Source organism: Paraglaciecola sp. L3A3, assembly GCF_009796765.1.
Lineage (GTDB): Bacteria > Pseudomonadota > Gammaproteobacteria > Enterobacterales > Alteromonadaceae > Paraglaciecola.
In genome coordinates, this window is sequence record NZ_CP047023.1 from 1530353 (window position 1) to 1555107 (window position 24755).

The following is a 24755-nucleotide window of genomic DNA, read 5'->3' on the forward strand; positions in this document are numbered from 1 at the left end:
CATCCAGATGTAAATGGTTGTTTTTAAATTAGGTTGACAATGTGGGCCGGAAACATAGACTAAGCGCGCTCGCTTTGGAAGTAAAGTTTGATAAAAATTAAGGTTTATCTATGTCATCACAATTGTCACAACAATCTGAACCAGTCAATTCTAGTTCATCAAATGTCCGTCACGACTGGAGTTTAACAGAAGTTAACGCACTTTTTGCCCTGTCATTTAATGATTTATTGTTTAAGGCTCAATGTGTGCACAGACAACATTTTGACCCGAATCATGTACAAGTGAGCACCTTGCTTTCAATCAAAACAGGTGCTTGCCCTGAAGATTGTAAATATTGTCCACAAAGCGCACGTTACGATACAGGCCTAGAAAAAGAACGTTTGTTAGAAATAGAAAAAGTGATCCAACGAGCTCAAGAGGCCAAAATAACGGGCTCAACACGTTTTTGTATGGGCGCTGCCTGGCGTAATCCTCGTGACAGAGATATGCCTTATGTGATTGACATGGTCAAAGAAGTCAAAAAACTGGGCCTAGAAACCTGTATGACTTTAGGTATGTTAACCCGCGATCAAGCATTGGCACTAAAACAAGCGGGTTTAGATTATTACAACCATAACCTAGATACCTCACCAGAGTTTTATGGTGATATTATTACTACCCGTACATACCAAGATCGACTAGATACTTTGTCTAATGTGCGAAATGCGGGCATGAACGTATGTTCTGGCGGTATAGTAGGTATGGGTGAAACAGCAGCTGACAGAAGTGGTTTGTTGATGCAACTAGCTAATCTAGAGCAACAACCAGAAAGTGTGCCTATCAATATGTTAGTAAAAGTTAAAGGTACACCTATGGAAAATGTCGATGATTTAGATCATTTCGAATTTATTCGGACCATAGCGGTTGCCCGGATCATGATGCCTAAATCTTATGTGCGTTTGTCTGCTGGCCGCGAAGCCATGAACGAGCAAATGCAAGCTATGTGTTTCTTAGCCGGGGCTAATTCAATTTTTTACGGCTGCAAACTATTAACGACTTCTAATCCTGATACCCATGAAGATGTACTCTTGTTTAAAAAATTAGGGATTAATTCACAACAAACCCGTGAATATTCAGACGAAGCTCACGAAGGCGCACTTTTAGAAGAAATTGAGAAACTAGCCGAAATGGATAATAAAAATAGTGATAACTTATTTTATGATGCCGCTAGTAAACCTCTAGAAGCGTTATAAAAAAATTAGATCAATGGGAATTGGTATGAGTGCTTTTGGTTTTATTTCAACCGCTTTAGCTGAACGCAGAAGCACTGGCTTATTGCGTCAAAGAAAGATTATTGAATCTGCCCAAGGTCCTTTAATACAAGTTGATGGTCAGCATTACATTAATTTTTCTAGTAATGACTATTTAGCCATGCGTCGCTCCAATGTTGTTGCTCAAGCTTGGGTAGATGGCATAAGTGAGCTAGGAGGGGGAAGTGGCGCTTCATCTCTTGTGACTGGTTATAGTTATGTGCACCAAGCATTAGAAGAATATTTAGCAGCAGAATTAGGCCGTGAAAAAGTGTTATTGTTTAATTCAGGTTTTGCCGCCAATCAAGCTATTTGCCAAGCGCTGTTTGCCGCTAGCAATAAAGGCTTAATTTTGGCCGATAAACTGATACACGCTTCTTTTATTGACGGCGCTCAAGCTTGTGATGCTCAGCTCAAGCGTTTTCGCCACAATGATCTAAACCATCTTCAAACTCTTTTAGCCAAGGCCGATCCTAAAGACGATATTTTAGTGGCCACTGAAGGAGTATTCAGTATGGATGGCGATCAAGCGCCATTGACTGATATTTTATCTATCACAGAACATACCCCTGCATGGTTGCTGGTGGATGACGCACATGGTTTTGGCGTGTTAGGTAAAAAAGGTTTAGGTGTGACGGAGTTGCATAATTTGTCACCACAACAATTACCGGTATTAATGGCCACCTTTGGTAAAGCAATAGGTACGGCAGGCGCATTTGTTGCTGGTAGTAACAATTTGATTGATTACTTAGTTAATTTTGCTCGTCATTATATTTACAGTACAGCTATGCCTGCAGCTCAAGCTTACGCCACACTGGCTTGTTTGCAGTCGCAAAAAAGATTACAAAATAAGGACATACTGCAGCAACGCATTCAGCAATTTAAGCAGTTAGCCCAAGCTGCTGGATTAGTTTTAATGCCTTCAGACACCGCTATCCAACCTGTATTAATTGGCAACGCTGAAAAAGCGTTAGAGGCCAGCGAAAGGCTCAAAAAATTAGGAATATGGGTGTCGGCGATACGTTATCCAACTGTGCCTAAAAATACCGACCGTTTACGTATCACCTTAAGCGCAGGGCATGAAGAACAAGATATTCAAGCTTTGGTAGATGCTTTGCAATTAACTTTACAGTCCACCCAGAAAAGTACTAAAGCATAATGTCGGTATCTGCACAGTTAACATGTCACAAATCACGTATTGCTCAACAATTTAGTCGTGCTGCCAAGTCTTACGATTCAGCAGCTGATGTGCAGCAAAAAATAGCTCAAGATGCCATGGCGCTTTTGTCTGCTGGCGGTCACAATCTATTAGACATAGGTTGTGGCACTGGGCGTAATATTCCGTTGTTAGCAGCTAAGTCTCACCGAATATATGGGCTAGATTTAGCCTTTGGTATGTTGTCTTATGCACAACAGAACAAGCAAATAAAAGATAAAAATGTTCACTGGTTACAAGGTGATGCAGAACATTTACCTTTAGCTAGTCAATCGGTAGATCGCGTTTTTTCATCTATGGTGTTGCAATGGTGTCATCATCCTGAATTAGTGGTCGCTGAAATAAATCGTGTATTGAGTTCTGGCTCTGAGGCTGTTTTAGCCATTATGTGTGACGGCTCTTTTACTCAGTTGAATCATAGCTGGCAACAGTTAGATAATATTAAACATGTGAATGACTTTGCTAGTGCCCAAATTTGGCATGAGGCTGCATTGAAGCAAGGTTTACAAGTACAACTAAGCACTAAGAAATATGACACTTGGTATGCTAACCTTAGGCAATTATTAGCCTCGATTAAATGTATTGGTGCTAATATTGTTTTACCTAATGAACAGACTCAGTTAGTTGTGCAAAAACCATTCAATCGCCATATCTTGCAAAACCTTGAAACAGTTTACCAAGAATTATTTGCCGAAAATACGCAACTTCCTCTGACTTATCAGGTCTGTTTGTTACATTGTATAAAACCCTAAATTTAAGAATAGGATTAATATGGGACAGCTAACAGAAAGTAATCGTGCATTTTTTGTCACAGGTACAGATACCGAAATTGGTAAAACTTTTATTAGTAAAGGTTTGTTGCTGGCGTTAAATGAAAAAGGTTACTCGACTGCGGCTTATAAACCTATTGCTGCTGGCTGTGATAAAACTATTGATGGTTTGCGAAATGAGGATGCATTAATTTTGCAACAATACGCCAGTATTGAATTGCAATATGAAGAGGTAAATCCCATTGCTTTTGAAGCACCCATTGCCCCGCATTTAGCTTTAAAAGCCAATGCTGGTGAAGATGATGTACATTTTATTTCTATCGACAAAATTCGTGAAGGTTTTGTACATTTGGTACAAAAAGAAGCAAACGTGATTGTTATCGAAGGTGCGGGTGGATGGCGATTACCTTTAGGGGGAAGTTATCAAGGACGTGCTAGGTATTTGTCTGAGTTTGTGGCGGCGCAAAATTTGTCGGTTATTTTAGTAGTTGGCATGCGTTTAGGTTGTTTAAATCATGCAGTATTAACTGCCGAAGCAATTCGTAATGATGGACTGAAAATAGCAGGCTGGGTGGCCAATCAGATTGATTCGAATATGGCATTGATCGACGAAAATATTGACAGTTTAAAAAGTCTTATTGATGCGCCATTTTTGGGGAATGTACCGAGATTGGCAGATCCAGAACACGCAGGGAAATACTTAGATTTACAAGCCTTAGGTTTTCGTCAGCATGAGTTAACAGACTAAATTGCAATGATTGACCATCAAAATGATGCGGCTTGAGCAACTTCTTAAGTAGTCAAAATTATAAAAAACAGCTCAAATATTGTGTATATTTTATTGCTAATATCTTTTTGCCTTGAAATACCACAGCAGGCAAATGGCCTTTTAACTGTAATGTATTCTCCTTCAGTAAGAGGGCACTTCCTTCTCTAATACCTATGACTGACATCTATGGATGTAAAGAACAAAATTCTTGAATACGTTCAGCACGAGTTTCGCCATTATGCCCTGGTGGCTAATAATCTTTATAGTGAGGATTAATACCAATCAGTATTGAAACGTAGCCACTCAGCGAGAGTTTACATGCGCTTAATCAAGGCGCTAGAATGAATCTTTTTATTAAAAAAGAGCCAGTGCTCTTTCGAGTTTGAGCAACACTGAGTAAGCGCATTGAAAACTCGCCTGAAAGGAATGTCCCAGCAGATTTTTCCCTGCGTTCTCGGTATTTGAAAGGGGACAACCATTCCTGCACAAAAATGTCTGGAACATTTTTGAACAGCTCCGCTGGCTTAAGCGAAAGGCAGGATGCCTGAAGTACACCGAGGCCTTGTTCAAAAACCGCTGGATGCATTCTGAGAGGTCACTTATCAATGCGGATTGTCGTACGTAATAACGTGTTATTGCTAGACAATCCAACGCCGTTAGGTACAAAAAGAGCGTTATCGAGAGGTTCGGTTTATTCAGTATTCAGGTTACTTAACATTAAAACTCGCATTGGCACTTTCAAATTAACGTATTTCGTGAACATATAATAATAACAAACTTGCTTACTCTTTTCTTATTCGTATTAATGGGAATTGCCAGTAGAGACAGATACAATACCTTGGATGTAATAAGAATATAATGAGTAGGATAACTAATGGCAGCTAACAAAGTTTCGGTGTTGTTTGTATGTTTAGGAAATATTTGTCGCTCGCCGAGTGCAGAAGCTGTGTTTAAACATAAAGCTAAAGAGCTTGGTTTCGATGTTATTGTGGACTCGGCGGGAACCGCCGGTTATCACAAAGGTGCCGCGCCAGACAAACGTTCTCAAGAAGTCGGCCAAGAAAGAGGCTACAGCTTCAAGGGCTTAAAATGTCGTCGAGTAGATGAAAAAGACTTTGAAAAATTCGACTATATATTGGCGATGGATAAAAAAAATCTCGAAAATTTATTAGAGATCTGCCCTGAAGAGTATCAGCAAAAAGTATCGTTATTTTTAAGCCATTGTGATTCTGAAGAAGAAGAAGTGCCCGACCCATACTATGGTGGTAAACGGGGATTTGAATATGTTTTAGATCTTATAGAAGAAGCTTCTATTGGTTTATTGAAAAATATCCAATCAGCTTAGGACTTTATTCGTAAAAAAGTAGCTTTTGCTGTTGATATTTAGAGGTATTACCACTAAGTTCTTCATCCCAGTTTGTTGGTGGTGTTTTAGCCAATAAATTAAAATTTTTTAACTAAATATAGCAAGGAAAAATCGTGAGCCAGTGGCAACCTGATAGTTGGCGTGCAAAGCCAATAGTGCAACAACCTACATATGAAGATAAACAAGAACTTAGCCAAGTGGAAAAGACCCTAAAAAGTTACCCTCCTTTGGTTTTTGCGGCTGAAACCCGTGAGCTGTTTAGACAATTAGGTGATGTGGCAGAAGGCAAAGGATTTTTGTTGCAGGGTGGAGATTGTGCCGAATCTTTTGACGAATTTAATGCGCCTAAAATTCGTGATACTTTCAAAGTTATTTTGCAAATGGCAATCGTTTTAACTTTTGCTGGTCGTTGTCCGGTGACTAAAGTTGCACGTATGGCTGGTCAATATGCAAAACCTCGTTCAGGTGATTTTGAAACCATAAATGGTGTAGCATTGCCGAGTTATCGTGGTGACATCATTAATAATTTTGAATTTACTAAAGAAGCCCGTCGCCCTGATCCTCTGCGTATGGTTGAGGCTTATAATAAAAGCGCATCTACACTGAATTTGTTACGTGCGTTTGCCCAAGGTGGCTTAGCAGATTTACACGAAGTCAATCGTTGGAATATGGCTTTTGTGGAAAATAATCCATTAAAAGATAAATACCAAGATTTAGCCAAGCGTATTCAAGATTCATTAGAGTTAATGAGTGTGATGGGCATAAATGCAACGAATACGCCGACACTTCGTGAAACCAGCTTATATACCTCGCATGAAGCCTTGTTATTAAACTATGAACAAGCCCTGACACGCGTCGATACATTAACTGGCAATTGGTATAACTGCTCTGCACATATGTTGTGGATTGGTGAACGCACTCGTCAGCTAGACCATGCACACATTGAATTTTTCCGTGGTATTCACAACCCTGTTGGCGTAAAAGTTGGGCCAAGCATGCAAGAGGATGAATTAATTCAATTAATTGATGCCTTGAACCCTAATAATGAAGCTGGCCGTTTAACCTTGATTACCCGTATGGGGGCTGATAACTTAGAGCAGAATTTACCTAAGTTATTACGTCGAGTGAAACAAGAAGGCAGAAAAGTGGTATGGAGTTCTGACCCCATGCATGGTAATACTTTTACATCTGAAAGTGGTTACAAAACTCGTAACTTTGATGCTATTTTACGGGAAATTCAACAGTTCTTTGCTGCCCATAAAGCAGAAGGTACACATGCTGGTGGTATTCACTTAGAGATGACAGGGCAACATGTCACTGAATGTACTGGTGGTGCTTATCAAATTGGTGATGACGATCTAGCTCAAGCCTATAAAACTCAATGTGATCCTCGCTTAAATGCTGATCAAGTACTAGAAATGGCTTTCTTAGTGGCCGATCACTTAAAAGTCAGCTAAAAATATCGGGCAGGGGAGTGTAACTGATTGCACTCCTAGCTGCTCGGTGTTATAAATAGTAATGATTTTCATTTGTGATAAAAGTAGAGTATTTCAGTGACACTTTGGGAAATAAAAAAGAAACAAACTGCCTTAGTTGATGGGATTGATCCTACCTTAGTACCAGCTGTCAACCAGCGTTTAAGTGAAATGGGCTTTGCCGCAGGGCAGGTTATTCAATGTTTACGACGTAGTCCTATGAAAGGGCCTTTGGTATTGCAGTTAGGTGATTGTGTTTACTCTCTCGAACAAGATATCGCAAATCGTATCAATATTACGGTTAACTAACCGTTACTGTAAATAAGTTTGCATAGAGTGCTGATTTCAAACTTTTAACTCGTTATTAAATTTACACGTTTAACCCCATCTGAGTCCTACTCTTTATTTCTTGTGAAGGTTTTCAATGAAAAATATCATCTTAGTTGGCAAACCCAACTCTGGTAAAAGTCTTCTGTTTAATCAGCTTACAGGTATGCGCCAAAAAGTAGCTAATTTTCCTGGTGTGACTGTTGAGTTAAAAAGCGCAAAATTCGATCAATACCAATTAGTTGATTTCCCTGGCACCTATTCTTTAAAAAGCTTATCTCGAGACGAAGAACTCGCGATTCAAAAAATTCATGAGGCTATGCATAACGAAAAGACCTCTTTGGTGGTGTGTAACTTAGATGCTACTCGTTTAGAGAGTAGCCTAGTGTTTGGTTTACAAGTGAGAGATTTAGCCTTAGAACACAATAAAGGGGTTATTTTCGCTTTAAACATGATTGATGAAGTACAGCGTTTTGGTCACAACATAGATACCGAACAACTGAGTAAAGATCTAGGTTGTGCGGTATTAGCTTTATCAGCCAAAACTTTGACTGGTTTACATGAGTTTAAGTTGGCCCTGTTAGATGCGATTACCCACCCAGAAGATTTTATTCCAACCGTTAAAGTTGATGCCGAACAACCCATATTAGAGATTAGCCGCAGTTTGTCCCAGCGTTATGGGGTAAAAGCCGATGTGGTACTTAAAAGACAGAATAGAATTGATGACTTTTTATTAAATAGCCTATTTGGTGGCATGATGTTTTTAGTCATCATGTTTTTGTTATTCCAAAGTATTTTTACTTGGGCGAGTCCATTGATGGATGCGGTGGAAATGTCATTAGCCGAAATAGCTGCAGTTGTCAGTACCACTTTACCTACAGGAATGGTTAATGATTTTGTGACTGATGCCTTGTTTGGAGGTGTGGGGTCTTTCTTAGTTTTTGTTCCACAAATTATGGTATTGACCTTTGTTATTGGTTTACTTGAAGACAGTGGGTATTTAGCCAGAGCTGCGCTTATTTGTCACAAGCCTTTAAGCTATTTTGGTTTGTCTGGCCGAAGTTTTATTCCGTACTTGTCGGGACATGCCTGTGCCATTCCAGCCATCATGGCAGCCAGAACCATAGAATCACCTCGTAAGCGTTTGATTACTATGATGACCATACCTTTGATGTCGTGTTCAGCTCGTTTGCCTGTGTATGCTTTGTTAATTGCAGTACTTATTCCTGATACTCAATACTTAGGGGGGCTGATTAATCTTCAGGGTATTACTTTCTTTATTTTGTATTTCATTGGCATATTGACCGCTTTGGTGGTTAGTACTCTGTTAAATAAATTAACTGATATGGACAAAGATAAAACTGAAATGCCCTTCATTTTAGAATTACCAACTTACCGTTTGCCTCATTGGAAACCATTAATTCATAGAATTTTAACCAGTGCTAAGCAGTTTATCCGACGTGCTGGTCCGGTGATCTTTATGGTTTCTGTGGTAATTTGGTTTTTGGGTTACTTCCCACAAAATGGCGAATTACAGTCTTCGTATTTAGCCATGATAGGGCAGTGGATCGAGCCTATCTTTGAACCTCTTGGTTTAGATTGGCGTTATGGTGTGGCTATCTTGGTTTCTTTCTTGGCAAGAGAAGTATTTGTTGGTGCTTTGGGGACATTATTTGGTATCGAAGGGGCTGACGAGAACATCGCAGGTTTAGCCGCTAATATCCAACATGACGGACTGACCTTAGGTGCAGGTATTGGTCTTATGTTGTTTTATGTGGTGGCCTTACAGTGTGTTGCCACAGTTGCTACCTTAAAAGCTGAAACTGGTAGTCGCAAAATTGCTTGGGGCTTGTTCCTAGGTTATGGATTATTGGCTTATTGTATGGCTTGGTTAGCTGCTACTTTTATTTAAAAGCACGGCCTTAAGAGGCAATACTTTGCCGCCCGTTAAGTATTGAATACTTATTCAAGGGATCATATTTTTATATTGCATCGCTCTGTATGAGCGGTGTAAAGGCAATCGTTTACTCCTAACCCCTCTGCTGGCTAAATTGGCCTTTTAATTGCTATCTTTTGTGACTCACGCATTTTGCTAAGTCTTTAAGAGCAATCATATGAAAATAGATAGCCAAGTACAGGTCTCTAACCCATTACTATTAAACTCAGCTGCGACGAGTTCTCCTCAGCAAGCCGAGTCTTCGTCTACTTTATCTATTGAACAAATCAAACAAAAATATGATGTGACTAACATCAGTCTTAAAGACATTGATCACTTAGTGCAGGATCTTAAAAATAACAACTTGGCTGAAGATGGCGAGTGGTTAATGTTAGCCACCCACGGACATCAATTTCGGGCTAATTTGCCAGGTTATGGTGGCGGTAGCAATAAAATTAATTTAGTCGAAACCTTAAGTAATCAATTAACTATGGCTATCAATAACGGTGAACCTACCGATGCTATAAAAAGTCAATTGACTCTAGTGAAAAGTCTAGTAAGTGAAGATGCCAGCGGTAAAGGTCAAGATAACCAAGTGTCTGAACGAAATGAGCAATGGTTAGCGCAAACCATGGAAAGATTGTTAGATAATCGTATGGGCGTTGATCGAGACAAGCTTAAAGAAATAGACGAAAAAATTAGACTAATCGAAAACGATGACTCTCTCAGTAAAGCAGATAAAGCCGCATTGATTGCTGCTTTAGAGCAGCAGAAAGATAATTTATTAGAACAAGCCGCAGAGCAGGCGGCTGAGAAAGAAAAAAAGCTAGGGGCTAACCGTGCAGTTGCACAAAATCAAAAGTTATTGGATGCATTAGATCCCGAATCGCCGCAAACCCCCTCTAGGCAAACAGCCGACAAAGATAAAATATTTTATAGTTAGTGATTTTCTAGACAGAAAAATTATTGCAACAGACTGTCATCAATTTTATGAAATTTTTGGCAAGCGTTAACTAATGAATTCGCGGTTAATTCTGGCACGCCATACACTTCGGTTTTACAGCCGAATTTTTCAGTTACCTTTGTAAGTAATAAATCAAAATCACCATCACCTGATAATAAAATAATGGTATCCGCTTGTTCTGCTGCTTCTAATACATCTATGGCGATACCAACATCCCAGTCACCTTTAGCTGAGCCATCACTGCGCTGAATATAGGGTTTAAGTTTAACGTCAAAGCCAATGTGTTTGAGGGCACTTTGGAATTTCTGCTGTTGTTGATCGCCTCTATCAATGGCATAGGCTTTGGCTTCAATTATTTCACCTTGGTGGCTGACATACTGCCAAAAACGTCGGTAATTAAATTGACGGGCATAAGCTTGGCGTGTGGTGTAATAGATGTTTTGTACATCCACAAAAATAGCAATTTTTTCCAAGGTAATTTCCCCCAAGATTGTGATTCAGTATTTTTTGTTCATAACTAATAGTAACATCTAGATTAGGCAGCAGCAGTGTAAAGTTTTGCTGGAATATTGGGGGCTGATATTTTGTAAAATTTTTTTTTGACCATTTAGTCAAATTGCTTGCTTAGTGCATTTAGATACTCTATAGTGCTTGTCGATTTGTTGAACCTCTCTCAATGCAGATCTTCAATGTTATGTCTTTCCTTGATCCAGTCAGCCAACATTCAAACAAAGTAATTAACAGGAAAAAACTTGTTGAATTACATAATAACAAGCTGAATTATTGTACGGCGAAAAAAGTGAGTATTAAGCACTGTGGCAAATTAGTATTGCCAGTGTCTCCCTAGTAAAACCTTTGGGTAATATCGTCAACACTATAGTGAAGCTTATGAAATAATTTGGGCAAGTGTAAACTTGGCCGTAAAAAATGAGTTTTATTATGTCTTATACATACAACGGAACACAGATCCGAGTGAAGCACCCAGTGCATCAGATTTCTGTGAACAAACATAAAGTGGCATTTGCCGACAAATGTGGCCAACAACTTAGTACCTTCTCGAACACATCAGAAGCGAAACAATTTGTATCTTGGTTACTGCAAAGTCACTAATACCATATAGGTAAATTTGAAATGAGTCTCAGGCATAATATGCATAGGCTCATTTTTTTTGCTTAAAAAATAGCTAGCAGTTGTGAATACAAGAAAAACACAAGTATTTCACAGAGAAAACTACAAAACAGTAGCTAACCTGAGTTCTGGATAAGAAATATCGTCTAAGCTAAATTTATCACTACAATTCAATAGCGTAATAACGTGTTATTGCTAGACAATCCAACGCCGCTAGGCACAAAAATAGCGTTATCGAGAGATTTGGCTTATCCAGTATTTAGGTTAGCTAGTAAATAGGTGGTAGAGAATAGTTAAAAAAACACCGTTATCGTTTAATTTGACGGGCTAAAGCCACGACCTACATCGCTTTTATCTTTAGCTGCTTCATTCTGCCCCACGCTGCTTTTCGTCTTTTGTAGGTGTCCATTTATGGCGTCTATTGTTTAATTTGACGGGCTAAAGCCACGACCTACATCGCTTTTATCTTTCACTATTTCCTAGCTACTATCTCCTAATTACTGCTCTTCTCTGTTCCAACAAAAAAGCCAGCGATAAACGCTGGCTTTAAAATTTACTTTTTAAGTACTTACTAAATGCTGATTAAGCGAAGTTTGCTGATGCAAATTCCCAGTTAACCAATGCCCAAAAACCTTCTAGGTATTTAGGACGAAGGTTACGGTAATCGATGTAGTAAGCATGTTCCCATAAATCTACAGTTAGCACTGGAGTTAGGCTGTCGTCTGTTAACGGAGTCGCAGCATTGCTTGTGTTGACAATGTCTAGGCTACCGTCAGCTGTTTTAACTAACCAAGTCCAGCTTGAACCGAAGTTGTTAACTGCTTTGTCGTTTAACGCCACTTTGAAGTCTGCGAAAGAACCCCATTTAGCATTAATTGCATCAGCTAGTGCGCCAGTTGGCTCACCGCCACCATTTGGGCTTAAGCTGTTCCAGTAAAAAGTATGGTTCCAGATTTGTGCTGCGTTGTTAAAAACGCCACCTTCAGAATTCTTAACGATTTCTTCTAGGCTCTTGCTGGCTAAATCAGTACCTTCAACTAAACCATTTAACTTAGTTACGTAAGTTGCATGATGTTTACCGTAGTGATATTCCAATGTCTCAGCTGAGATATGTGGTTCTAAAGCGTTTTTTTCATAAGGAAGTGCGGGTAATTCAAAAGCCATGTTGTTTCTCCATTAGATAGTTAAAATGTGTCACTATTCAAAACGAACTAAATGCTAGTACTTTATGTCGCAATGTAAAAGTACTGGTTAGTTATTTATTACAATTATTTCGAACTAATGAAATTGAGTCATTTTAGAATTTTTCAAGGCTAAGATTGGTATTAGTCCTTGAAAAAGTTAAACTTGCCGCCAGATCTGCAACAATTAAAATTTGAAATGAGAGCCACTATGGAAACTATTGACAAAATTAAGCAACAAATAGAAGAGAACCCAATCTTATTGTACATGAAAGGTTCGCCTAAGTTACCTAACTGTGGTTTTTCGTCGCAAGCGTCACAAGCATTAATGCAATGCGGTGAACAATTTGCCTATGTAGATATTTTACAAAACCCTGATATTCGTGCAGAACTACCTAAATATGCAAATTGGCCTACTTTTCCACAATTGTGGGTAGACGGTGAGCTAATTGGTGGTTGTGACATTATTATGGAAATGGCACAGCAAGGCGAACTACAAGAAGTGATTAAAGAGTCTGTCGCTAAACGTGCAGGCGATGCTGTTGAATAGTTGAATAAGCTAATCATCAGATAAAAAAATAGAGCGTTTATCGCTCTATTTTTTTGTCTTGTTATCGCCGACTAAATAGCAAAAGCTATTCACCACAGAAGTTACAGAGCGCTACGCTCACAGAGAACAGCAAAAAGCATTGGCTAGGAAATAGATTTTAGTAGGTAGGCGTAATAAACCAAAGGGTTAGACGGGCTAAAGCCACGACCTACATCGCTTTTATCTTTTCTGCTCCACTCAGCTTCATGCTGCTTTTCTTCTTTTGTAGGTCGTCCATTTATGGCGTCTATTGTTTAATTTGACGAGCTAAAGCCACGACCTACAATGTTCAGAATTTTCATTGTATTAACTACCTCCTATCTCCTATTTACTGCTTTAAACTATAAAGCAGGTCCTGGAGTTAATGGTTTAGTTAATTTTTCTGTGACTTTTAAACGCCTATCTAAATCATCAATTCGATTCGTTAAGTTATTATTAGCTAAAGCCGTGGATATTAACTTTTCTCGCAAGCTGGCCAGTTGTTGCTCAACTTCAGCATCACCAGAACTGACTTGAACCAATTGCTCTTGTACTTGTTTAAGCATACTGCTTTGGTTGGTTAATTGTTCTTTAAGTAAGCTTATTTCAGTATCGTTTCCAGATGACGTCTCTTTTAGCGATTTAATATCTAGCGCATTAGAATTTTTTACTGACGCTAATGACGTTTCTAGCTTTTTAATATCCGCTTGGTTACGACGCCATGCAGAAGCCCAAAGTTTATCCATTTGATCCCATAACTCTTTGGTTTTAGCACTTAGCTCTTTTACTTGCACACCTAAAGCTACGGTTGATTGGTCCATTTCTTCACCGGTGGCAGACAAACGATTTTCTAATTCAGATATACGCACTTGGGCTTGTTGTAATACTTTATATTGTGTGGACGACCAGTAGGCTGTCACCGCACAGATTACGGCTAAAAAGAATAAAAACATAATCCATGATGGTCCCTTGGAAGGGGCGACTGGCTCTTGCGGCTCAGGATCTTTTTTACCAGTGCTATTACTCGCTTGTGCACGTGTGCGTTGAAATGATTCAAGGTCATCTTTTTCTAAGGTGAACTTAGGCATGTCATCAAAAGGGTCGTTTGCCATTATTTGTTTTACTAGTTATTGAGTATAGGTAGCAATGATTATACATAGCTATGAAAATAATGGGATAGGGGAGTGGAGTTCAGAGCAAAAATGAATGATAAAATAATCATTTTTCTTTCGTGTTCCTAAATTTTGGCAATAAATGGGTCAAATAGATCAGTGCAAGTCTGGCTTTAAGCCAAACCTGTACTGATCCTTTATTACATTTTTATTTGTTGATTAAGGCTAACTCAGCGTCGGCAGTTAATACTACCCACCAACGATTACCAAATTCGCTGTCGTATCCTACTAATGGATAATCACTACAGGCGGCGTCACGGCTTGGTGTTTGGGTTAAAAAGCTTTCATCCCATGCTTGTGTCACTACACATTCAGCAGGGGCTATGGCTGCCCAATCATTGTTGTAACTTGCCAATTGTACTGTGCTTGCATCTATAGTCTCAGGTGCAGTAAAGCTGACTGCATAGGCATCGGCTACCGCATTACTAATATCCCAAGATTGAGTGGCTGTTGCGGGTAACACCATGGCTTGTTTGGCAGACCCATCTGTTTGCGATAATGTTAACCCTGTATCGGCTTCAATATCTTTTGTCACACCATAATCATCTTGGTAAACACCTGTTTGGTTTTGTGTGCCACTAACAATCAAAATATCTGACGCGGTACCATCAGCAGGCATCCAGCTTAATGTGACATGTTCTTTAAGGTCAATAGTTGTCTCAGGGATAATCATTTCGTCGTTGTCATAATCAGGTATAACGCGAGCCGAACTGTTTAAGTTAGGAGACCAACTTTCATGATATTGAAATAACCACTGAAAACTTAGACGCATTAAATCATTCAATGTTTCGGCGCGGCTAAAACCAGGCGTAATGCCCATATCTCTGGTGCGAGTATCGGTACGATTAAATGTATTATTTTCACCACCCACTAAGCTCACGTACGAACCGTCGTTAGCATAACAATCATTGGTTTTGTATTCAGGTGATAATACTAAAACGGGGCGAGTATCTTGCAAAATTGAGTTGGGATATACCACTGTTTCACAGCGGTTGGTGGTACGAGAAAATTTATCTGACATATGCCAATCAGCTGCAAACTCTTCCTCTGCTGCGTTAGAGTGGGCAGTGTGCTCTGCAAAGTAAGACTGGTAATCAACTCTTTCTTGATTGAAGGTTAAAAAAGATGAATTCACATCATAATGGGTTGAACCACTGCTATTGGTGGCATTTTTTTGTGACACAATCATTTGCACTAGATCGCGCTCACCAAAACGGAACTCGTAACCTTTATACGAGGCATTACCAGCAATGATTTGGGTGTAAGTATTCATTCTGTAGTTACCGCCAGTTGGCGTAGAGCTAGATGGTAATGTAGTCAGTGCTGTTTGTGAGCTAATTAAAGAACGTTGATATTGATGCTCATGGCCTTGTACATAGATAACATCACGTTCAGCAAAAAATTTACGAATTTTAGGCTGCACATCAAACACCCAATTATCACCTTTAGTGCCGTCGACTATTTGTTCACGAGTTTGACCATATTTAGCGCCAATCAAACCATCGTGGCTGGCAACCACTATATGTTCAATCTTGTCTTCGTTTTCTAATACGACTTGTTTGATCCAATCAAAAGCGATAGGCAAATTGTAATAAGCCAAACCAATAATCAATACGTTTTCCCGTATCACATAATAATTCACCCACTCATAACTTGGCATGTGTACCGCGTCTTCTGGAATGAAATGCTTCATGTTTTCAATCCAGTTATATGTATAAGCATAACTGGTTTCGTGATTCCCCATCACTGGTAAAAATTCAATACCTTGCTCTTTATAACTGTCAGCAACTGAACGCCATTCGGCAAATTCTACCTCTGAACCATTGTCGGTTAAATCACCTAAAGCAATTACCATATTTGTGCCTGCAGCAGCTTGATGCTTTAACAACTCTGACATGGGGTGCATAGCAACGTGAGCTTGCCCTTCTGAGTCACTACCACCTTGAGTATCGGGTAATAAACCAATTTTGAATTCATTATAAACAGGAGCTTCAGGGGCTGGAGTTTCTGGTTCAGGCTCAACTACCTCTTCAATTACGTTGGTAACATAAGTGTTATCACCTTCACAGGCAGCTAAAGCGCCTAAAAGTGCTAGTGAGATAATCGATTTTTTCAAAATGGAGGGTGACATTGCTGCTTCCTTAAATGATTTAGGTATATTTAACCGGATAAAAGTGAAGCAGCAGAGTAGTAATGTAACACTTCATTTATATGGCAATTATATGAAGGTTAAATGAATCATATTGCATATAGGTACGCACGTGAGGGTGGTATTTTTACCTATTTAAGAGAGAAAGAAAGATATTCTTAAATTAGTTGTATTTAATTTTTTTGGGGAGACGTTGATAAAGTAATTATGTGTTACACATGTGTATCAATAGGCATAAAAACCGTCTATTTTAGTTAGTTTTGATTAAAGTGAGAAAACCACGTGATTGGCCTGAAGGCCTTTGTTAAGGTGGTTTTATATTAACTGAGGTATATGGTGATAAAGAGAAATGGCGTCCCCACCAGGAATCGAACCTAGATCTAAGCCTTAGGAGGGCGGAGGTCTTCCATCATACGGTGTTGAATTATAAGGATTAATTTATATTCCATAGTTATACTGTAGTTGATATGCAATTAAACGCAAAATAACCGACTCGGTGTACTTCGTACACTAGCAGCAAGCTGCTGTCGGCTAGCCCAAGGGCTAGAATCGGCGTTCAATAGCTTTCTTAAGGGGATAATAATGAATGCACAGTTTGTACATCTTGAAGAGTATGGCCTTGAAAGGGGGAGGCAGGGGCAGCCTAACGTGTTTGGAGTGCTTAGAGAGGCACGGAGGGAGATTGAATACTGCAAGCACGTAGAGAATGTAAGGGCACCAATAAAGCTAGATGGGATTGATCTGAAGGAAGTTGAAGAAGAGATTAAGAAGGCTAGGGATGACATAAAAGAAAAAGGAAGGGCAATAAGGAAGGATAGTAAAGTTATAGTCGCTGGAGTCGTCTCATACCCCATAAAGGTAAAGGATGTAAATGACATCGGCGAGTTAAACAATTGGTGCAGGAAAACAATTGGATTTCTAAATAAAGAATTCGGGGAAAATATGAAAAGTGCGATTTTACACATGGATGAGGAAAATCCCCACATTCACTTTTATGTTTATAACAAAAACACCTTGCGAATAAATGATATTCACCCTGCGTATATTGAAAAAGACAAAGAAAAAATAAAAAAGAAAAAAAGAGGGGCGTTCAAAAAAGGACTTATGAAGTTCGCTGATAGGTACTTTCACGAAGTAAGTTCAGATATAGGGCATACTAGATTTAAGAATAAAAGAAAAAGAATGGATAGGGATAACTACCTTGAGCTTAAAAATGAGGCAAGTAAAAGAATTCACCAAAAAGGTGAATTTGAGAGGAAGCTAAAATTTAAAGAATTGGAATTGGGCAATGTGAAAAAAGAAAATAACGAAATAAAATTAAAAATGGCATTTCTTATAAAAATAATCAAAAGCTTTAAACTAAGAGCTAAAAAAAATATAGGTATAAAAGTGCCACATTAACAGAGACTCGGCTTCAGTGACGAAAACTAACATGGAGTTAAACTAACTCTAACTCCTGCTGAGCCTTTTTAATTATTCCTTTCATAGGTGAATTTGTTAATGAGTTTTTTATTGCAAGAGTTACAACCTGAGCTAGCTTACATGGAACAGCATTTCCAATTTGGCTAAATACTCTAGTTTGAGGTCCCATAAATTTATAATCTGTAGGAAACGTTTGTAAAATTGCAGCTTCATCAATAGTCAGCCTTCTTAACCTAGGGGGGGCGTCTTTGTATTCAGCTTTACAAGCTCCTGTCATTAGTTTTTGGTGATGATCCTCAACCCAACTTGGCTCATCATCATATAAATGCTCCTCGTCTATTATTGGAGTTCTATTACCACCCATACTAGCTGGAAGGGTGCTAGACCATGCATCTGGATTAAGTGGCCTACCTTGACCATTAAATAACATTCCTGCATATGGGGATTTTCTTAAAACAGGGTTTGCGGCAAGAGTGATTTTTGCTTTAGTCTTATTCGGATTGCTCTCAGAACCCGCCCTGCCTAAATGAGAAATTGCTTGCCTTAATGAAATTGATTCTGTTCTAAATGGTTCATAACATTCAGAAGAAATAGGCCGAAACCCTTTTACAATACCCGTAAAAAAAACTCGCTCTCTTGACTGAGGTACCCCGAAATCTTTAGCATTTAATATATTCATAGTAACTTGATATCCAGCGGATTCCATTCTTCTATATATTTCTTCTCTCACGTCCTGGAACTTTGCCAAACTTCCTAGAGACTTTACGTTTTCCATTATAAAGGCTTTCGGCTTCACCATTTCCACTACATCACAAAAGGAAAACACCAGCTTCGACCTAGGGTCTGAGGGATCCATTTTACCTGCAACAGAGAAGCCTTGGCATGGTGGGCCACCTATGACAAGATCAACGCCTTTAAATTTAGCAATTTCTTCAAGGTTTTGGTCGATGTCCCCCTCTATTACAATTGTATCAGGGTGGTTTTCTCTGTATGTATTACATGCGTGTGGATCAAGTTCTGAAGCAGCAACAATATTAAACCCCGCATTAATAGCCCCGATATCCATTCCCCCAGCGCCAGCAAAAAGTGATATAGCATTTAGTCTCATACAGTCCTCTAAATATTGGAATTTCGAATATTTTGGGGAATGTAGCACACTCCATTTCCTATGAAAAGAAGTAAAACAATACATAATGAGCAATACAGCAACTTGATTGAAAAGCTGTGTCAAGAAAGAAAACGTTTGGGTTTATCACAGACGGAAGTCGCTAACACCCTAAAAATGACACAGTCTGAAATATCTAAGATTGAAACAAGTGAAAGACGGATCGATATACTTGAATTTAGAGAACTATTGTCCGTTTATCGTATGAGTGAAAATTTAAAGCTGAAGCAACTTGTTATTGAGTTTTTTAAATTGGAAAAATAATGAACGTTGCTCAACGAAATGAACGTGCAAAACAATATGTAATTGATAAGTTAGATTTAGCATCAGACTTCACAGAATCTGATTTTCAAAATATACCAAATTATGACTATATAAAATCAATCTTATTAGCTTTGATATTTGTACCAGCTAAAGGTTTTCGAGGGGTTGTTGCTACAGCTATAACAGGTAAGTATTTAAACCCCAACTATGACCCCTTAAATGATTTTTATTCATGTAATCCACGTTCTATATTTGAACAAGGAATATTCTATGCTTTTGAAAATAGAATTCCTTGTGGAAAGTCAGACCCTTTGAATGTAGCAAAAAACATTAATGTTCTAGATGACGCTTGGGCTAAAGGAAAAAGACCACAAGCCTCAGCACAAGCGGCTGTCGATTACCTACATTGTATTGAAGCCGCATCAAATGAAGAGCAAGAAGATCTTATTAATTATTTTTTCTTTAAATTGGTTGAGTATGCCAACAGTATTGCATCGATTCAGATTATTGTTCCCGATCAGCAAGAATTAGCCAATCAGGTTTCTGCTAATAAACTATTAGAATTTGTACTGAGATTCCCAGAAAGCGGCACGATACCTCAATTAGTGGTATCAAAATTGATGAAAAAATTATATTCGACTTCAACAGTTGTTGTGGAAGGGGGAGACGAAAGTGTATTTGGTACTAATACTACATCAAAGAAGCCCGCTGATATTTGGCTGGAATCATCAAATACGCCATATAATCTTTTTGAAGTGACAGTGAAAAAAATTGACGCGAAAAGGCTGGATGATTGTATCCAATCGCTACATTCCGTGGGAATGTTAGAGAAGCAAGTAAGTTTTGTTTGCAGAATACCAGAGGATATAAACTCATTGTCCGGTGTTCAAAATGGTGCGTTAAATTATAAGGGGAAACAATTCAACTTTGTGGAGATAAGATCTTTTATTCTTTCAATGATGGCATTTCTATCAGCACAGGAAGTTCACGAAGTAATGCTGGAACTACAAAGTTTTATCAGTCAAATTGAAAGACCAATAACAACTAGAAATGGCTGGAATAGCATTTTTTGTTAGCTTCCTTTTAAATTGACATTTTAGCTTCTAATCTTAATCGTATGCTTTTTTCACCACCCGATATTGTGATGAGCGTTACTTAAATGTAACGCCTCACAGTTCTTGATACGTGAGACAAGCGGATTTAAGCTGCTTCAACGTCAATAACACTAAGTCGCCCACTACCTAAATCAACATTAAAGGAAATGCTTGCGGTTAATGGGTACTTTAAACCTTTAGCTTTTTGAAATAATTCTGGAGTAATATTTAGCTCTTGACCGGCTAATCCGAATGCCTCACCTTCACTACCGAAAGCCTTGCCTTCTGATGCGATATTAATTTTACTGATATCGTAGTCATTCCCCGTTTTTTTAGATGTACCTTTGGAGCGGGTAACTCCCAAAACTAAAGCCTGCTGTTTCATAGTAAATCACCTTATTAAATTAAACACACAAAGCTGTATGTATAGACAGTATCATATATCATTTTGATATATGGGTCAACATTATGGTGCTATGTGTCAGGTTTACAATATATCAAAGTGAAAAAATTCTTTAAAAATCAATAAGATAAAATTTGTTTTTTTGCGTGCGGATATGTGTCATCTAGATGATATAGCTTATAATTTATAAGTCATTGACAGATAATGAGTTTTTTGTTTTTTTTAGAGGATTATGTCTGGTTTTTAAGAAAAAACCTGCACGAGTAGTATTATATAAGAAAAGCTAAGGAATTCATAATGTCACAGGATTTTGTTTTTGTCAATAGTCAGAAAAAGGCCGACCTTAAAGTCAAGTCAGACAATGTTGCCGAACTATGGGAAGCAACTCAAGCGAGAGCAAACGAGGCTAAAAAAACGCCCGAATTTATTGACGATGATGGTGAGAAAAAGGGAATTCATGAATTAAACTCCTCTTACACGTTGAGTAACTGGTGCTCTCTAGTCCTTGAGATAAAAAATTGCAGTCATAAAGCTATATCGGACTTAACAAAAGTAATAGCTACAGAAATAGCGTTAAAAGTCTCAGAAGTAACGACAGGGCAAGCAAAAGAACAAGAATTTATAAAATGGATAAAGAAAGAGATAGATATTCTAGAGCCAACTTTAAAGACTGAAAATTGGATGGAAAGAATAAAAGATAAGGCGCATATAAAAAGAGCCATAACGAAAGTTGCGAACGCCTTAAAACTAAGGAGGTTGACTCGCGTAACTGGAAGAAGAATGAAGAGATTAAATACCTTAAGAAACAAGGGCAAAATATCGCAAAAAGAAAAAAATAAAGGTATGAAGTGGACAAGGGAAGTTTACAAATATTCAACACCTGATATGAGAGACACAAGAGCAGCTCAAATTGAATCAAATGATAAATTCTTAAAAAGTAAAATTATAGTAGATTTAAAAAATGGTAACGAATTTAAACTTGATGGATACGAAGAGCAGGTAAAGAAGAAATTCAATGAATACTACATGCAAATAAAAGCTATGGAGTTAATGTCTGAACAAGAAGGGAAGAGGTGGATGTTTATAACAATGACATGTCCTCCTAGAATGCACCCGAACCCAACTAAAGGAAAGAATAGCTATGATGGAACGACGATCAAAGAAGCTGTACATTTTATAAATGAACGATGGGATGAGTCAAAAAAGCATTTTAACAGAAGTGGAATAGAATTAAGTAAAGGGGATGCATACGGCTTCAGAATAATTGAACCCCATATGGATGGGTGCCCACACCTACATGTACTTTTATTCGTAAATGAAAAAGATATAAGAGCGATAATGGAATATGTATTTAAAGGATTTGACTATAAAAATCAGTTTACAAAGGACAGAGTGCGTGTAACTGGTTATTTGAAAAAAATGGATAAGCTGGAAAGTGAATTAATGGACGGTCAGTATAAAGCAAGCACCCCTAGCGTAACAATTACAGTTGACCAAAAAGTAGATGTTCAAATCGGTGATGAAATAAGACCAAGAGCAACCGCCGCAACATATGTGAGTAAATACCTAATGAAGTGCTTCGGATCAGGGCTAGACAGTAAATTAAAAAAAGATATAGCATCGGTAGACGCTTGGAGGTCTTGTGTAGGTGCTAGAGCCTTTAGTGTGATTGGCTTTAAAGGAATAATAAGTAAATGGAGGCAGGCAAAAATGGTCAGTGGAATAGATATACTAAAAATGGAGGGAATCCAAAAAGAAGTACATTTATTAGCGAAAGGCGGAGTCGTTATTAAAATACAGGGGAAATGGCACCTGTGGAACCTCAAAATGGACAAAGCAATAATATCCTACAATGACTCAGAAGTAATGATAAAAGCAACTGAACAGGCACATGAGAGTTATTTGAAATTCACCAATCTAATAAAGGAAGAAGAGAATAGCGTGAATATAATAAAAGAAGAATATAAAAACAAATACGGGGAAATAAAAGAAAGAGCAGTAGGGCTAGAAGTTAACGGATTGGGGTCAGCAGCGGTAAAATACCAAATATCAGATCAAAAGATTGCTGGCGAGTCCCCAAAGCGTGGGGGACTTATTATATATTGTCCAAGTGCGCAGCCTTCGGCTTGCGCTAAAAGCCAAGTTGAGAGCAAGAAAACAACAAAATTGATAGATATTTGGAATCCAGAGAGGAACGACGAAAAAGAGTGGACAACAAGAGAGGTTGAAGTGATAGAATAAAGCCCGCTGTCCCCTTAGTTTAATGGATAAAATAGAATCCTCCTAAGATTTAGATGCAAGTTCGATTCTTGCAGGGGACACCATTAAGGGCTATTAGAGAGAAAGGCTTCGTGAAAATCATCAGAAGACACTGTATCTTCTTTGATGCCGTAAAGCTCCTCAGAAACTAAATTAAGTTCAAATGTATTATTCCTTCTTAAACTCATAACCCTATAAAAAGGCATATCCTTAATGCCCTTAAGAACCTCCAGCTCACAACGAGTTAAAGGGAGTTCAAATATAGCCTTTAAAGCAACTATCTCTTTTTCAATAGAATTAACGGACTCTTTATCAATACTCATACTTCTTCTAAGATCTAAAATACTATCCATAACAAAACGACTTATAGCTAAATAATATATATTATACCATAGTTAGTTTAATTGGTGGTTAAAAAAGACGTTAAAAAGCTTTTTATTTTTTTTGTTTTTAATTCCAAAGATGGCATTTACCTATAATAAGGCAAGAATGAAGAAATTAAGGGGGGAGCTGAAATTTTAAATAGTTTGAAAAAATGGCTGGGGCAGGGAGGCCACAAAATATAATTTTGATAAAATGTAAGAGCTATTTTAAATTAGAAGTAAGCTTCCTTGTCTCCTCACTATCCATTGAAACATAATATTTTGTAGCAGTAGAAATAGAGTCACCGAGCAGATAAGCGACACCAGCTATATTTGAAGTATTCTTAAACACCCTAGATGCAAAGGTGTGTCTTAAGTCATACAGCCTACCATTAAGGTCAAACTTAGCCTTTAATAAGTCCCAAGTAGGGCGATAAACACTTGTTGTAAACTCCCTATGGATTGGATTACCTGATTTATCTTTAATACTATTCATAAGACGAGAAGAATAACCTTTAGAGTGCAGAGAATAAGACAGAAGTAAACGCTCTAAATACTTAGAATAAATACTATTATTAACATGAACAGTTCTAGAGGTAGAATTTTTAGAAAAAGCACTAATGTACTCGACCTTATATTCATTATCTGTAACTTTAGTATACTGGGTGCAATTAGAGCGAATTATCTCAATGGGACGAGCGCCAGTAAGCATAATTGATAAAACAACAAACTTACCTTCATCAGAAGTATTAAGGCTATCTATATAGCTACTAGCAGCGTCATAATCTAAATTGTGATAAGCTATCTTCTCAGTATTACCAATATTAAAAGTCATTTTATCTATTGGGTTTTCTTTAATATATTTTTTTTCAACTAATGTATTAAAAAGCGACCTAAAAACAACATAAGATCTTCTCTTGGTAGCATCCTTTACGGCAGACTTACTCCCCCTCCAAATAATCATATCATCATTACAAATATCCTTAAGACGCTTAGAAAGAAGTGCCTTAAATTCACGCTTAATTAAATTAATAGTGTCGTCACCAACAACCCTACCAAGCAACTTACGATCTTTCACATAAAAATTATCAAGATAACCCTCTAAGGATAAATTAACGAAACCATTATGCTTTGCACCTTTAGAACTTATCGCATTTATATTAGCCTTTTCGCGAGCCTGCTCAAGAGTTAAACTGTCAGGAGCAGAATCAAGAGTAAAACGACCTAAATAAGACATACCTTTATCAATCTTACAATAAAACGTCTTATAACGCTTAGAGAGCCTTAAAATAAGAGTCCTAGACTCCGTGTCCCAATAATCACGAGTAGGCTTGCCATTAAGATTATCGACCGTAAGCTTTTTTATAAGTGTATTGCTGAGCTTATACCTAGTACCAAAATTACTCATAATAAACCCTATTTGATTTTCTATAACTATAAGTATAGTTAAACTGTAGTTAAAGTGCATCTATTGAT

At 38.0% G+C, this 24755-nt stretch carries 23 protein-coding genes and 1 tRNA gene; 16 read left to right on the forward strand and 8 right to left on the reverse strand.

Annotation, left to right across the window (positions count from 1 at the left end):
* Positions 1 to 110: 110 nt before the first annotated feature.
* The 9 genes from bioB (at position 111) to GQR87_RS06390 (ending at position 10091) form a co-directional block, all read left to right on the forward strand.
* Entirely contained in the window at positions 111 to 1232 is a 1122-nt protein-coding gene (gene bioB, locus GQR87_RS06350) for a biotin synthase BioB (RefSeq protein WP_158967629.1), read from the forward strand.
* 25 nt (positions 1233 to 1257) lie between these two features.
* Positions 1258 to 2448 carry an 8-amino-7-oxononanoate synthase gene (locus GQR87_RS06355; protein WP_158967631.1) on the forward strand — a complete coding sequence of 397 codons (1191 nt, stop codon included), beginning with the start codon at positions 1258 to 1260 and terminating at the stop codon, positions 2446 to 2448.
* Positions 2448 to 3257 carry a methyltransferase domain-containing protein gene (locus GQR87_RS06360; protein ID WP_158967633.1) on the forward strand — a complete coding sequence of 270 codons (810 nt, stop codon included), beginning with the start codon at positions 2448 to 2450 and terminating at the stop codon, positions 3255 to 3257. The genes GQR87_RS06355 and GQR87_RS06360 overlap by 1 nt, the downstream gene beginning before the upstream one ends.
* 19 nt (positions 3258 to 3276) lie before the next feature.
* Complete coding sequence (bioD, locus tag GQR87_RS06365; RefSeq protein ID WP_158967635.1) at positions 3277 to 4023, forward strand: dethiobiotin synthase; 747 nt, start codon at positions 3277 to 3279, stop codon at positions 4021 to 4023.
* Positions 4024 to 4918: 895 nt separating this feature from the next.
* Positions 4919 to 5389 (forward strand): low molecular weight protein-tyrosine-phosphatase, encoded by a 471-nt coding sequence (locus GQR87_RS06370; protein WP_158967637.1) that lies wholly within the window; start codon positions 4919 to 4921, stop codon positions 5387 to 5389.
* A 134-nt stretch (positions 5390 to 5523) separates the two neighbouring features.
* Positions 5524 to 6867: a class II 3-deoxy-7-phosphoheptulonate synthase gene (locus tag GQR87_RS06375; protein WP_158967639.1), complete on the forward strand. Its 1344-nt coding sequence runs from the start codon at positions 5524 to 5526 to the stop codon at positions 6865 to 6867.
* Between the two features lie 96 nt (positions 6868 to 6963).
* Entirely contained in the window at positions 6964 to 7194 is a 231-nt protein-coding gene (locus GQR87_RS06380) for a FeoA family protein (protein WP_158967641.1), read from the forward strand.
* Positions 7195 to 7309: 115 nt separating this feature from the next.
* Positions 7310 to 9124 carry a ferrous iron transporter B gene (locus tag GQR87_RS06385; protein WP_158967643.1) on the forward strand — a complete coding sequence of 605 codons (1815 nt, stop codon included), beginning with the start codon at positions 7310 to 7312 and terminating at the stop codon, positions 9122 to 9124.
* A 202-nt stretch (positions 9125 to 9326) separates the two neighbouring features.
* Positions 9327 to 10091: a hypothetical protein gene (locus GQR87_RS06390; RefSeq protein WP_158967645.1), complete on the forward strand. Its 765-nt coding sequence runs from the start codon at positions 9327 to 9329 to the stop codon at positions 10089 to 10091.
* A gap of 20 nt (positions 10092 to 10111) precedes the next feature.
* Here the strand turns inward: GQR87_RS06390 and GQR87_RS06395 are convergent, their stop codons facing one another.
* Positions 10112 to 10585 (reverse strand): NYN domain-containing protein, encoded by a 474-nt coding sequence (locus GQR87_RS06395; protein WP_199271695.1) that lies wholly within the window; start codon positions 10583 to 10585, stop codon positions 10112 to 10114.
* Positions 10586 to 11051: 466 nt separating this feature from the next.
* Here GQR87_RS06395 and GQR87_RS06400 point away from each other — a divergent pair, with 466 nt between their 5' ends.
* Positions 11052 to 11222: a hypothetical protein gene (locus GQR87_RS06400; protein ID WP_158967647.1), complete on the forward strand. Its 171-nt coding sequence runs from the start codon at positions 11052 to 11054 to the stop codon at positions 11220 to 11222.
* Between the two features lie 600 nt (positions 11223 to 11822).
* Here GQR87_RS06400 and GQR87_RS06405 read toward each other — a convergent pair.
* Positions 11823 to 12404, reverse strand: coding sequence for a Fe-Mn family superoxide dismutase (locus GQR87_RS06405; RefSeq protein WP_158967649.1), 582 nt, complete (start codon positions 12402 to 12404; stop codon positions 11823 to 11825).
* A gap of 228 nt (positions 12405 to 12632) precedes the next feature.
* Here GQR87_RS06405 and GQR87_RS06410 point away from each other — a divergent pair, with 228 nt between their 5' ends.
* Complete coding sequence (locus GQR87_RS06410; protein ID WP_158972897.1) at positions 12633 to 12971, forward strand: Grx4 family monothiol glutaredoxin; 339 nt, start codon at positions 12633 to 12635, stop codon at positions 12969 to 12971.
* A 380-nt stretch (positions 12972 to 13351) separates the two neighbouring features.
* Here the strand turns inward: GQR87_RS06410 and GQR87_RS06415 are convergent, their stop codons facing one another.
* The gene (locus tag GQR87_RS06415; protein WP_158967651.1) at positions 13352 to 14101 is read right to left on the reverse strand and encodes a hypothetical protein; all 750 of its coding nucleotides are present in this window, start codon (positions 14099 to 14101) and stop codon (positions 13352 to 13354) included.
* Positions 14102 to 14309: 208 nt separating this feature from the next.
* A complete protein-coding gene (locus GQR87_RS06420) occupies positions 14310 to 16292 on the reverse strand; it encodes a metallophosphoesterase (RefSeq protein ID WP_158967653.1) in 1983 nt (660 codons plus the stop codon).
* A gap of 600 nt (positions 16293 to 16892) precedes the next feature.
* Here GQR87_RS06420 and GQR87_RS06425 point away from each other — a divergent pair.
* Positions 16893 to 17711 carry a plasmid recombination protein gene (locus tag GQR87_RS06425; protein ID WP_158967655.1) on the forward strand — a complete coding sequence of 273 codons (819 nt, stop codon included), beginning with the start codon at positions 16893 to 16895 and terminating at the stop codon, positions 17709 to 17711.
* A gap of 37 nt (positions 17712 to 17748) precedes the next feature.
* On the opposite strand, the gene GQR87_RS06430 is transcribed toward GQR87_RS06425, so the two are convergent.
* A complete protein-coding gene (locus GQR87_RS06430) occupies positions 17749 to 18840 on the reverse strand; it encodes a DNA cytosine methyltransferase (RefSeq protein ID WP_158967657.1) in 1092 nt (363 codons plus the stop codon).
* Positions 18841 to 18900: 60 nt separating this feature from the next.
* Here GQR87_RS06430 and GQR87_RS06435 point away from each other — a divergent pair, with 60 nt between their 5' ends.
* Both GQR87_RS06435 and GQR87_RS06440 read left to right on the forward strand, forming a co-directional pair.
* The gene (locus GQR87_RS06435) at positions 18901 to 19161 is read left to right on the forward strand and encodes a helix-turn-helix domain-containing protein (protein WP_158967659.1); all 261 of its coding nucleotides are present in this window, start codon (positions 18901 to 18903) and stop codon (positions 19159 to 19161) included.
* Positions 19161 to 20237 carry a hypothetical protein gene (locus GQR87_RS06440; RefSeq protein ID WP_158967661.1) on the forward strand — a complete coding sequence of 359 codons (1077 nt, stop codon included), beginning with the start codon at positions 19161 to 19163 and terminating at the stop codon, positions 20235 to 20237. Before GQR87_RS06435 ends, GQR87_RS06440 begins: the two co-directional genes overlap by 1 nt.
* Before the next feature lie 124 nt (positions 20238 to 20361).
* Here the strand turns inward: GQR87_RS06440 and GQR87_RS06445 are convergent, their stop codons facing one another.
* A complete protein-coding gene (locus GQR87_RS06445) occupies positions 20362 to 20640 on the reverse strand; it encodes a hypothetical protein (protein ID WP_158967663.1) in 279 nt (92 codons plus the stop codon).
* A 315-nt stretch (positions 20641 to 20955) separates the two neighbouring features.
* On the opposite strand from GQR87_RS06445, the gene GQR87_RS06450 reads away from it, so the two are divergent.
* Both GQR87_RS06450 and GQR87_RS06455 read left to right on the forward strand, forming a co-directional pair.
* A complete protein-coding gene (locus tag GQR87_RS06450; protein WP_158967665.1) occupies positions 20956 to 22899 on the forward strand; it encodes a replication endonuclease in 1944 nt (647 codons plus the stop codon).
* Between the two features lie 8 nt (positions 22900 to 22907).
* Positions 22908 to 22982 (forward strand) — tRNA-Arg (locus GQR87_RS06455).
* Here GQR87_RS06455 and GQR87_RS06460 read toward each other — a convergent pair.
* Positions 22983 to 23240, reverse strand: coding sequence for a hypothetical protein (locus GQR87_RS06460; RefSeq protein ID WP_158967667.1), 258 nt, complete (start codon positions 23238 to 23240; stop codon positions 22983 to 22985).
* Between the two features lie 262 nt (positions 23241 to 23502).
* Positions 23503 to 24687, reverse strand: coding sequence for a tyrosine-type recombinase/integrase (locus GQR87_RS06465; protein WP_158967669.1), 1185 nt, complete (start codon positions 24685 to 24687; stop codon positions 23503 to 23505).
* Between the last annotated feature and the right edge of the window lie 68 nt (positions 24688 to 24755).